This window comes from Paraflavitalea devenefica, from assembly GCF_011759375.1.
GTDB lineage: Bacteria > Bacteroidota > Bacteroidia > Chitinophagales > Chitinophagaceae > Paraflavitalea > Paraflavitalea devenefica.
On the sequence record NZ_JAARML010000002.1, the window covers coordinates 967,191 to 979,272 of the forward strand.

The window sequence follows — 12,082 nt, forward strand, 5'->3', positions numbered from 1 at the left end:
ATTGATTAAACATGAAACGACTATTATACATCGGCATAGCTTTCGTCGCTCTTTCTTCCTGTAAGAAATTCCTGGACCAGGTACCCAATGACCGGCTCACAGAAGAAGAAACCTTTAATTCCTGGGCTACCGGGCAAAAATTCCTCAATAACATCTATTCCAAAGTGCCCGACGAATACGGTCAGCGGGATGGTGGAAGATATGCCAGCAGTGATAACTATAACAATGGCGGCATCTGGACAGGCGGCTCGGATGAGGCCGAGTTCCTGTGGGACTTTGTGCGTTCCAACTTCCTCAACATTGGTTCCTGGGATGCCTCTTCCGATTTTGTGAAGACCTACTGGACCAACTACTATGCTGGTATCCGCAATGCAGGCATTTTCATAGAGAATGCACATAAAATGCAGGACCTGCAGCCGGAGCTCATCACGCAATACAAGGCAGAAGCGAGGGCTTTGCGCGCCATCTATTACTTTCAGCTCGTGCGTATCTATGGTCCCGTGGTATTGCTGGGCGATAAGATCATCAAGCCCGATGAGAACCTGCAAATACCCCGCAGTTCTATAGACGAATGCATCGAATACATCACTACCGAACTGGCGGCCGCTGCCGGCGAACTGCCCACGGTTCCCAACAGCGACCAGGATTATGGCCGCATTACCAAAGGCATTGCCCTTGCTTACCGCGCACAGGCGCTGCTATATGCAGCTAGTCCCCTGTTCAATGGCAATACCGATTATGCTAACCTGAAAAACAAAGATGGCAAGCAGTTGATCCCTCAAACGGTAGATGCCAACAAATGGAAGCTGGCTGCTAATGCGTACAAGGAGTTTATTGCCACCTTCGTGCCCGGCACCTACGACCTTTACCGGGAAAATGATGCGAATGGTTACAGCCCTTACCTGTCTTGCCGCAACGTAATGCTGAAAGACTGGAATTCTGAAGTCATCTTTTCACGCCGGGCTTCACTGGAATCCAGGCAATACGAACTATGTCCCCGCCACGATGGACAGAACGGGGATATCAGGGGTGGAACAGGCCTGGCTGCTACGCAAAAAATGGTGGATGCTTTCTTTATGGCCAATGGGCAAAGTCCGGTTACCGGTTACAATGCCGATGGTACGCCCATCGTCAATGGGGCATCCGGCTACCAGCTTACCGGCTTCACCAGCTTCAAGGCGCCTTCTTCCGATCCTACTGCTACAGCCAGGAATACCTATAACCAGTGGGTAGACAGGGAGCCGCGCTTTTATGTAAACATTACCTACAACCGCAGTGTCTGGATCAATACCAACTTTGGTAAAATAGAGACCACCTTATTTTACAATGGCAACTCCGGCAAAGGTCCCGGCAAAGGCGACTACTCGGTTACCGGTTATGTGGTGCGCAAGGCTATGGGTACGGGTAAATGGAACATCAATGATCACAAGCTGGTGCTCATCCGCCTGGCAGAGATCTACCTGAGCTATGCCGAATGCCTCAACGAAGCGGATTATGGCGGCAACCTTACAGAGACCCTGAAATACCTCAACCTCATCCGTGAGCGGGCCGGTATTCCGCAATATGGTACAGGTGTGAATGCCTTGCCTGTTCCTGCTAATCAGGACGAAATGCGTGAAGCCATCCGCAAAGAGCGCCGGGTAGAACTGGCTTTTGAAAATTCCCGCTTCTTTGATGTGCGCCGCTGGAAAATAGCTGAGCAAACAGAGAACGGCCCGGCCTGGGGATTGAATACCGATTCCGGAGAACCCGGTTTTTATGACCTGAAATCCTTTGAGACCCGCGTATTCAATAAAAAACATTACCTGTTCCCCATTCCGCAGGTTGAGATCATCAACGACCTGCAACTGGTACAAAATACCGGCTGGCAGAATTAATACCCAATAACATATTACATTCCCCGCAGAGTCTCCCAACGGGGACTCTGCGGCTTAAAATAATTGCTACAATGAAACCCATAAACCTGTTCCTGCTGTTATCCATCGCGCTACTAACCGCCTGCTCCAAAAAGAGCAACACGCCGGTCGTAACCACCCCCAAGCCCGTAGCCTTTACCGCACAGGATGCCACAGCCGCTTTCAATACCTTCAACACGTATTTTTATAGTCCGGTAGATAAACTCTACTACAACACCACCGAAAAGAAAGCGATAGGTTCTATCTGGACGCAAGCCATCTTCTGGGATCTGGCCATGGATGCTTACAGGCGTACCAACGATGCCGCCTATCTTCAACTCGTAAAAGACATCTACCAGGGTGGATTTAACCGTTACAGTCAGTACGACTGGGAAAACAAAACCACCTGGTTCATCTATGACGATATTATGTGGTGGGTCATCTCCCTGGCAAGGGCATCTGAAATGACCGGCAATAGCGATTATCTTACTCTTTCCCAAAGCGGTTTTCAACGGGTATGGCGCGATGCGTATGATGCGGTGAAAGGCGGTATGTGGTGGGACTTCAATAAAACAGGTAAGAATGCCTGTATTAACTTTCCCACGGTGATTGCAGCCATGCAATTGTATAAACTCACCAATGATGCGGCTTACCTCGATAAGGCGAAGACCATCTACGACTGGTCGGTCATCAACCTGGTCAATACCGCCAATGGGCGGGTAGCCGATAACAACATCAACGGCAATAAAGGCTGGAGCGATTATACCTATAACCAGGGCACCTATATCGGTGCTTCTGTACTATTGTACAAGGCATTAAATAATAATGTTTATTTGAATAATGCAAAGCTGGCGGCAGACTATACACAGAAAACCATGTGCGATGTAAATAGTATATTGCCGGCAGAAGGGGATTGGAATGAACAAGGGGTATTAAAAGCTATTTTTGCGCGGTACATCATGATGCTGATAAAGGATACCGATCAGTCACAATACCTGGCCTGGATCAGGAAGAACATCAACAAGGCCTGGGGCAACAGGGACCCCGGCCGCGGATTAATGTACAGGAATTATAATATAACATGCCCGCCGGGTACCATTCAATCGTATGAAGCCAGCAGTGCGGTGGCTTTCATGCAGCTATGCCCGCCGGAACAATAAAAAACAACCACCACTCATTACCCATGAAACTGAACGTGATCGTTGGTACATTGCTTTGGAGTAACCTGGCGCTGGCGCAGCAGCCCGACCTGGTAAAGTATGTAAACACCTTACAGGGCACCAATTCTTCTTTTGAACTAACGCGGGGCAATACCTATCCCACCACTGCCTTGCCCTTTGGTATGAATACCTGGACGCCGCAAACCGGTAAGAATGGTGACGGCTGGAAATACCAATACACAAAAAAGAAAATACGTGGCTTTCAGCAGGCGCACCAGTGCAGTTCCTGGACCAACGATTATGCCGTTTTTTCATTCATGCCAATTATAGGAAAGCTAACGGTAAATGAAGATGACCGGGCCACCGGCTTTAGTCATGCCAATGAAACCGCCCGTCCGGATTATTATAAGGTAAAGCTCGACAATGGCATCACTACAGAAATGGCGCCCACCGAGCGAGGCGCACACCTGCGCTTCTCTTTTCCAAAGAAAGAGGCCAGCTACCTGGTATTGGATGGCTACACCAAAATGAGCCTGGTGAAGATCATCCCGGAAGAACGGAAGATCATCGGCTATGTGAACAATGGTCATTACAAAACGGCCAACTTCAGAAACTACTTTGTAGCCGTATTTGATAAACCCTTTGTGGCCTATGGCACCTGGGAAAACCGGAAGAATACTGTGCAGGCCACTGCCGCCAATGCCGAAGGGGAAGGTGTGGGCGCTTACATTCAGTTCAAAGCAGGAGAGCAGGTGCAGGTAAAAGTTGCTTCTTCCTACATCAGCACAGAACAGGCGGAACTCAACCTGCAGCGGGAACTGGGTGCTTTCAAAAACCTCGACGATACCCGCAAAGCCGCTGCCGCTGTATGGAACAAATACCTGTCGCGGGTATTGGTGGAAGATACTTCCGAAGTAAACAAAGCCACTTTCTATTCCTGTTTCTTCCGGGCCAGCTTATTTTCCCGGCAGTTCTTTGAATACGATAAAAATGGTCAGCCGTATTACTACAGTCCTTACGACGGCAAAATATACTATGGGTACATGTATACCGATACCGGGTTTTGGGACACCTTCCGGGCGCAATTTCCCCTCAATACCATCCTGCATCCCACCATGCATGGCCGTTACATGCAGGCCCTGCTGGCGGCCAAAGAACAATGCGGCTGGCTGCCCGCCTGGTCATTTCCCGGTGAGGGTGGCAGTATGATTGGCAACCATGCCATCTCGCTGCTCACCGATGCCTGGGTAAAAGGCATCCGCACCTTCGATCCGGAGAAAGCACTGGCCGCTTACTTATATGAGGCTACCAACAAAGGCCCCTGGGGACCGGCCAATGGCCGGCATGGCTGGAAAGAATACTACCAGTTGGGCTATGTGCCTTACCCGGAATATGGCGAAGCAACGGCCAAAACACTGGAATATGCGTATGATGACTTCTGCGGTTACCAGTTGGCCAACGAGGTCAAAGCGCCTTTCTATGCCGGCATCTTTGCGAAGCAGATGTACAACTACCGCAACGTATTTGATTCCACCACCGGCTTCATGCGCGGCAGAAACAGCAAAGGCCAATGGCTGGCTGACTTTGATCCCACCGAGTGGGGCGGACCTTATACCGAAGGATGCGCCTGGCATTGGGTGTGGTCGGTATTTCATGATGTGCAGGGGCTCATCAACCTGCTGGGCGGTGAGCAACACTTCACGGCCAAACTGGACTCTGTATTCACCCGGCCCAATACCTTTAAAGTAGGTACCTATGGGCGGCCGATCCATGAAATGACGGAGATGGCCATGGCCAACATGGGCCAGTATGCCCACGGCAACCAGCCCATCCAGCACATGATCTACCTCTATAACTATGCAGGAGAACCCTGGAAAGCGCAATACCATGCACGGGAAGTCATGCGGCGTTTATACAATGCCACCGAAGATGGTTATCCCGGTGATGAAGACCAGGGACAAACCTCTTCCTGGTATGTGCTCAGTGCGCTCGGCTTTTACAGTGTATGTCCCGGTACCGACCAATACGTATTGGGCAGTCCCTTATTTCAAAAAGTGACCATCACGCTGGAGAATGGCAAGCAACTCACCATCAAAGCCAATGGCAACAGCGGCGAGAACGTATACATACAGCAGGCCACCCTCAATGGCGTTCCCTATACCAAAAACTACATCACCCATGCCGATATCCTGAATGGTGGCGTATGGGAATTTACCATGGGCAATAACCCCAATACTGCAAGAGGCATCAGCCATACAGATAAACCGTTTTCCTTATCTGCTATAAAACAATAACCGTCTACTACATCATCATGTAATACCGGGGAAGCAGGTATGCACTACTTTCATGTTCTACTAATTACAACAACATGAAGTGCTTAACCTGCTTCCTTATTATTATAGCCCTCTCCTCCTCCGCCCAGGAAAAAAAGATCTACGAGAGCGATGTACTCAAAGGCGTCACCACCGCCAAAACAGTCACACCCACCGAAAAGATCTGCTTCGACAAACGTTTTGCCTTTGTCAACAAAACCGGCGCCCGCAGTTTTGAAGGCTGTTTCATGGTCAATACCAAATTGGGTATTACAGGCGCTACGCCCATCAGTACGGAAGGAACGCCCGATTGCGACTTAAACATCAACGAAAAGAAATTCCATTTCATGGTATTTGGCATGAAAGGCAATGAATACGCTTACTTTAGCAGGCTCGAAAAAAAGAAGCAGGCCGAGGAAGGAGAGTTAAAACATTATGTGCGCACCGGCAATACGCACAGGAATCCACTGGCGAATGTGCTGGAAGCCAAAATGCTCTACAACAAACAGCGGAGCCAGGAATTTTGCGACGGGAAATACAAGGCCTGGGAATACCGGAGCGCCGATGAAAAGGATATCCTGTACCTGTATGGTAAAGAATACCCCGGCGATATGATGGCCTATGCCTACCTGGGCAACTATGGCCTGGGGTACCTGAAAACCAATAAGGGCAACTACTTCATCATGAAAAATACCCACGGGCAAACCAGCTTTACGGTGACGGAAATAGAAGACAGGGAATCGTCCGTGGTTTGTTTTGATCCTTCCTTGTTTGAGGTATATGAGGAAACCCATGTGGTGAAGGCCCTGGAGGAAACAGAAAAGAAAGAGCAGGAGCTGGACCGCGAGCTGGCGAAGCAGGAAGACAAAATGCTCAACAGCAACTCGCCTTGCGCGGTAAAAAAATACGAGCTGCTGCAATACAAAAAGCAGGAAGAGCAGAAAAAGAAAGCGCTGCTGGAAAAAATGAAAGACCAGACCCTGGCCTACAGCAACCAGGCAACCATCAATTCCATCGCCAAAGAATACAGCTTTATAGAAGGCATCAAAATGGAACGCCGGCAAACGGAATATGACCTGTGTATATTAAAGACCGACCTCGAAAAGGGCCGCTTTAAGCCGGGCAGCCCCAACTATGCAAAAGCCCAGGAAAAGATCGGTTGCTGGGAACAAAGGATTGATGAGTACAAGAAATTCGAGGACGACATCAAGGCCATCGAAGAACGTAACCGCAACGACATCGCCAAAGCCATCCGGGAAAAAGGGGAGTACTACAAAAACCATGTGCATCATCGCATCGGTGAATTAAGGTGCAGATAACAAGACAGCCCCCTTGTTTTACTAAAATCACCCCGTCGTAGCTTCTTCTCCGCAGAGTCTCCCGCAGGGGACTCTGCGGCTTTACCAAAATGACCCTCTTTTATACGAATTTCCCCCCTCGGCAGCGCTGTTTTTGAGGATAACTTGGGTGCCTCATCCAAACAATACTGCCATATGAGCCATTACCTTTTCAGATCTTTACTATGTATCCTGGCCCTGGCAGGCAGCCTCCACCTGGCTGCCCAGGCGCCCAATTTACCTGTCAAACAGACACTTAATGAAACCCTCCTCACCGGCAGGGCCTTTACCAATGCTGCCGGGGAAGATACTGTGTTGAAACAGTATACTATACCCAATAATTACACCCTCGAAGTAGTAGCAAAAGTAAATACCGCTACCGGTCGGGGCCTTGATATAGAGGCCCGCAACGCCAGGGTGAAAGGTTTCAGGCTCTCGCTGGATGCTGCCACCCTTAAAGGAACATCGGCCCTATCGGCCACTAAGGCATTGACAGCCTCCGGCGCCGGACAGTACCATACCATCCGGGTGGCGGTCAACAATGATTCGGCCTACATCTACCAGAATGGCGCTTATATTGAAACGCAGCCGCTGGCGTCTATTAAAGACATTGCCGGTGGGGTGGAAAGCAATCAATTGCTCAACACCGTGAAAGGCCCCACGCTCATTCCCGACTGGGCTGGTACACCTACTAACAATACCGGTAAACCTGATGCGTATGGCTGGGCCTATACCGGCACCACTTCCACCACTTTATTTGCGGCGGCCAACTCCACCACGGCCGGCACTTCCAGGTACATGGATGTAAACGCTTCTTCGGGTGGCAACCTCCATACCCATAATAGTGCTACCTATACGGGCCGGTTGCTGTATGTACGATGGGATGGCAACAGCATTCAGAATACCGTATACAGTTATCCCGTAACGCTCGAAGCCAATACCACCTATGATTTTTCCATGTTGCATGCCTACATCTCCAATGCCACCGGCAGCAGGACCATCACCGTAGGTGTGGGCCCCACCACCGCTACCAGCGGCAGGATTGCGTCTTATACTTTCACCACCAGTGGCACCAGGGTGCTCAACCGGGAAAACTTTGTCTTTACTTCCCGCGAAGCAGGTACCTATTATTTAACGGTGACCGGCAACTGGGGGCTGTTTTCCATCGGCGAACTATCGGTGAATAAACTGGACGTACTGCCCAGGTTTATTTTTGGTAAGAACTATCCTTCCGGAGCGGTGGATATGGACATCAGCAGTGTGACCTATGAAGAAGGCGCCTATGCGCCTGCAGCGCTTGTGACTGGTCCACAACAACCCGTTACCGTGACCGGCAGTACCGCTTCTTTCCTGCCCACCTTTAATACGCAATTCATTGTGCCCGGTAAAACTGACCTGCACCTGACCGGTGAATACGCGCCTTTAATTAACTCGACGGTAGAATTAAATTCAGCGGATGCCTGGCTCTTCTTCGACAACATCAAGCCATCAGACGTAGTGGCCAACTGGCTCGATAAAGTGACCATCAACGGCATTCCTGCTGCAGGCAATCCCGATCTGCGCATTGCCATCTACAAAAACGGTACGGCCGTTATTCCTTATGGTAAGCAAACCAATACCCAGGCGCTCGAAGTATTTACCGGCGCCAACCTCACCGGTAATACGAAAGCTTACGAAATAGAGACCTATCACAATAACCTCGATACCTTCAACAATAAAATCAGGTCGTTCAAACTACGCAGGGGTTACATGGCCACCCTGGCCAACAATCCCGATGGATCAGGTTACAGCCGGGTGTTCATTGCCAACGATGAGGACCTTATTGTCAATACCCTGCCACAGGGATTGGATACCACCGTTTCCTTCATCCGTGTTTTCCGTTGGGATTGGATCAGCAAAAAAGGAAAAGCAGGCTGGTCGCCGGCAAAGATCAACGCCACCTGGTATTACGACTGGAACATTGGCGGGTCGGCTGCTGCCAACTATGACTATGCGATCATCCGGCAGAACGGCGGATGGCCTTCCTGGAACGACCTCAACAACAAAAAGAACGTCAACCATCTCCTGGGCTTTAATGAACCTGACCGGCCCGATCAGGCGAACATGACCGTTGACCAGGCCTTCAGTCAATGGCCCGACATGATGAAATCGGGTCTGCGCATTGGTTCGCCGGCCCCTGCCAGTCCGCACAACAGTTGGATCACCGACTTCCTGGCGAAATGTGATCAGCTAAACTACCGGGTCGACTTTGTGGCCATTCACTGTTACTGGGGAGGTTTGACGCCGCAGCAGTGGTACTCACAACTAAAGAGCATCTATGACCGGGTGAAGCGTCCACTCTGGATCACCGAATGGAACAATGGCGCCAACTGGACCACCGAACCATGGCCCACCGATCAGCAGGCGCAGTTTGAAAAACAATACAACGATATGAAGGGCATCCTGCAGGTACTGGATACCACTTCCTTTGTAGAGCGCTATGCCATCTACGATTGGGTAGAAAACAAAAGGGCCATGGTATTGGCTGATACCCTTACGCTGGCCGGCAAATACTATGCAGCCAACAAATCGAACTTTGCCTACAACCCGCAAAAAGCATTTGTACATAACTGGAAGTTGGTAGCGCCCGCCTTATCAGCCGCCATCAACAGCGATGATTACTTTAAAGCAACACTAACCTGGAAGGACCTGAACGGCGAAACAGGTTCCAGGTACATCCTCGAAAGAAAAATAGAGGGCGTGGATACCAGCTTCCTGCCCGTGCAGGAATTCACCGGTTACCCGGTGGCGGGTACCCTCACCTATGTAGACAGTGTATTCAACAAAGCCACCTACCGGGTGAAAGCCGTTGATTTTTCCGGCAGCCAGTTTGTGTATTCCGCTACACTCGATGTGGTCAGGGATGCAGTGCCGGTAGCGCCCACCAGCCTTACCGGCGAAGTGCTGGCGGCCTCACAGATCAAACTGCAATGGAATGCGGGTACCAATGTCCGTTCCTACAACCTGAAGCGGTCATTACATCCCGACGGACCTTTTGACACGGTAGCTGCCCGTACCACCCAATTGGAGTTTACCGACAAGAACCTCACACCGGCTACCACCTATTACTATATGGTGACGGCGCTGAACTCCGCAGGAGAAAGCGCTCCTTCAGCACTGCTGGAACTACGCACCAACGATCTCGTTGCACCCACAACTGTATTACAGCCACGCATCGCCTCAGGCGATGCCAGGATCATACTTACCTGGGATTTCCAGTACGACGCCTTGTATCATGTATTGCGTTCCGGTGCGGAGAATGGCAGCTATGATACCATTGCCACGGCGGTGGATGTGGTACGTTTTACAGATAGTGCGGTCACCAATGGTACCCACTACTATTACAAAGCGATAGCGTACAATGCAGCGGGCAGCAGTCCCGAAACGGCTGTGTTAACAGGCAAGCCTATGGCCGGTCGTCACCTGTTCGTCTCCTTCAATGATACCGGCAGTGTGGCTGAAGATACCTGGGGCGGCTATCAGGGCAGGCTGGCGGCTACTGCTATGCGGGATACGGGCTACACCGGCAGCGCCTTGAAACTGGATGGCACGGCCACTGCTTATGCCACACTGGATGAAGGAATGCTCACCGGGCTCAATGATTTTACCATTGCGACCTGGGTGAAGATGGACGCGCTCTCCAACTGGATGCGGATCTTTGATTTCGGTACCGGTACTAATCAATACCTGTTCCTCACACCGCAGGTGAACGTAACCGGCGGACAATCCACCGTGCGTTACGCCATCAAGAATGGTGGTGGTGAACAATCCGTCAGCTATGCCTTTGCCTGGCCGTTAAACACCTGGACGCACCTGGCCGTTACCCAGTCGGGCAATACTGCCAGTCTGTACATCAATGGCGCGCTGGTAGCTGCCAACAACAACATTACCATCAAGCCTGCTCAATTGGGCAGCACCCGCCAGAACTACATCGGTAAATCCCAGTTCAACGATCCCCTGCTCAAAGGCGCGGTGGATGAATTCAAAATTTTCAACCGGGCATTGACTGCCTTTGAAATAACGGAAGCGATGAAAGAGGAGCAAGCCATCTTCTTCGCGCCGATCGCAGAAAAGAAAATAACCGATAGCAACTTTGTGGCCGGTGCTACGGCTTCTTCCGGTCTGCCCATTACCTATACATCTTCCGATACATCAGTAGCTACAATTATTAATGACACCATCTACATCGTGGGGGCCGGTATTGCCAGCATTACGGCTACCCAGCCGGGCAATGGTCAGTATGCAGCCGCCCTACCGGTGGTGCAATCACTCACTGTAACCAAATTGTACTACGTAGATGGTGATAACGATGGATTGGGTTCGCAGGTAGCGCATTGGCTGCCGGTGCCTACAGCCCCGGCGGGTTATGCAGAGAACAATACCGATTGTGACGATACCAACCCGGTGCCGGTAACCGTAACCATTCCCGATGTATATGCTATGAACCTGGCCTCGGCAGAAAAGAATACCATCTACATCGGTTATGGACCAGAGTCCCTCACCATCAAGGCAATGCCGGCCGGTGGGACCGGGCCTTACCAATATGCGTGGAGTGGGGGAGCTACTACCCGGTCTATCACGGTGCGGGTGGCGGATACCTTTGCCGTAGTGGTGACCGATGCAAAAGGATGCCAGGCGTCTGCTGCTATCATCATCAAAACCATGAATGTGGAATGCGGCCCCCGCAACAACAAAGTCATGGTTTGTCACAAAGGCAGAACCCTTTGTGTGGCCGCCGCCGCAGTGGAAGCACACCTGTGCCATGGCGACCGCCTGGGAGATTGCGATGTGCTCACTGCTGCCAGTCAGGCCAGCCCAATAGGTAAAGCAACCGTTGGCGAAGAGCACCTGGGCGTGACGCTCTATCCCAACCCGGTAAAAGACCACCTGACCATCAATATCGGTAAGCTGGAGCAGCAGGCATCCATACAGGTATTCAATGCCGTTGGTACGCGGGTGATAGCCAAAAACCTCACCACCGCCACCAGCCAGCTTTCTTTCAAAGGCCTGGCCGCGGGTATCTACTATGTGCAGATCAGGAACGGCGCACAACTAAAAGTCGAAAAGATAGTCAAGGAATAGTCCCCGTTAGAAAAACCCTACAACAGCAGCGGCCATCCTAACAGGTGGCCGCTGTGTTTTTAACCTGTACCAAAACCGGACAGTTCCTGTATCGGAAATGATTTTATCTCCTATTTGTTGGATAGATATTTTACTGTAAATCATGCTGATACATTTCTGGCATTTTGTTGGCAATTTTTGCCTGATCCGACCCTGTTTTAGCCATACAGTAATGGCTGCCAATATCAATCAGCAATGAACATACTCACCATTTAAGA

The 12,082-nt window shown here is 50.7% G+C and carries 5 protein-coding genes; all 5 read left to right on the forward strand.

Going from position 1 to position 12,082, the window contains the following annotated elements; all coding sequences use genetic code 11:
• Positions 1-11 precede the first annotated feature (11 nt).
• The 5 genes from HB364_RS13365 to HB364_RS13385 all read left to right on the forward strand — a co-directional run bounded on the left by HB364_RS13365 (position 12) and on the right by HB364_RS13385 (position 11,825).
• On the forward strand, positions 12-1,877 hold the full coding sequence (locus HB364_RS13365) for a RagB/SusD family nutrient uptake outer membrane protein (protein ID WP_167288470.1): 1,866 nt from the start codon (positions 12-14) through the stop codon (positions 1,875-1,877).
• A 71-nt stretch (positions 1,878-1,948) separates the two neighbouring features.
• Positions 1,949-3,055, forward strand: coding sequence for a glycoside hydrolase family 76 protein (locus HB364_RS13370; RefSeq protein ID WP_167288471.1), 1,107 nt, complete (start codon positions 1,949-1,951; stop codon positions 3,053-3,055).
• Positions 3,056-3,078: 23 nt separating this feature from the next.
• Entirely contained in the window at positions 3,079-5,349 is a 2,271-nt protein-coding gene (locus tag HB364_RS13375) for a GH92 family glycosyl hydrolase (protein WP_167288472.1), read from the forward strand.
• A gap of 74 nt (positions 5,350-5,423) precedes the next feature.
• Positions 5,424-6,686, forward strand: a complete 1,263-nt coding sequence (locus HB364_RS13380; protein WP_167288473.1) for a hypothetical protein — start codon at positions 5,424-5,426, stop codon at positions 6,684-6,686.
• 174 nt (positions 6,687-6,860) lie between these two features.
• Positions 6,861-11,825: a glycosyl hydrolase gene (locus tag HB364_RS13385; RefSeq protein ID WP_167288474.1), complete on the forward strand. Its 4,965-nt coding sequence runs from the start codon at positions 6,861-6,863 to the stop codon at positions 11,823-11,825.
• Positions 11,826-12,082 lie beyond the last annotated feature (257 nt).

What these genes read in the sequence shown, in the direction of transcription:
- HB364_RS13375 (WP_167288472.1), top strand. Translation starts at nt 3,079, where the DNA reads ATGAAACTGAACGTGATCGTTGGTACATTGCTTTGGAGTAACCTGGCG.
- HB364_RS13365 (WP_167288470.1), top strand. Translation starts at nt 12, where the DNA reads ATGAAACGACTATTATACATCGGCATAGCTTTCGTCGCTCTTTCTTCC.
- HB364_RS13370 (WP_167288471.1), top strand. Translation starts at nt 1,949, where the DNA reads ATGAAACCCATAAACCTGTTCCTGCTGTTATCCATCGCGCTACTAACC.
- HB364_RS13385 (WP_167288474.1), top strand. Translation starts at nt 6,861, where the DNA reads ATGAGCCATTACCTTTTCAGATCTTTACTATGTATCCTGGCCCTGGCA.
- HB364_RS13380 (WP_167288473.1), top strand. Translation starts at nt 5,424, where the DNA reads ATGAAGTGCTTAACCTGCTTCCTTATTATTATAGCCCTCTCCTCCTCC.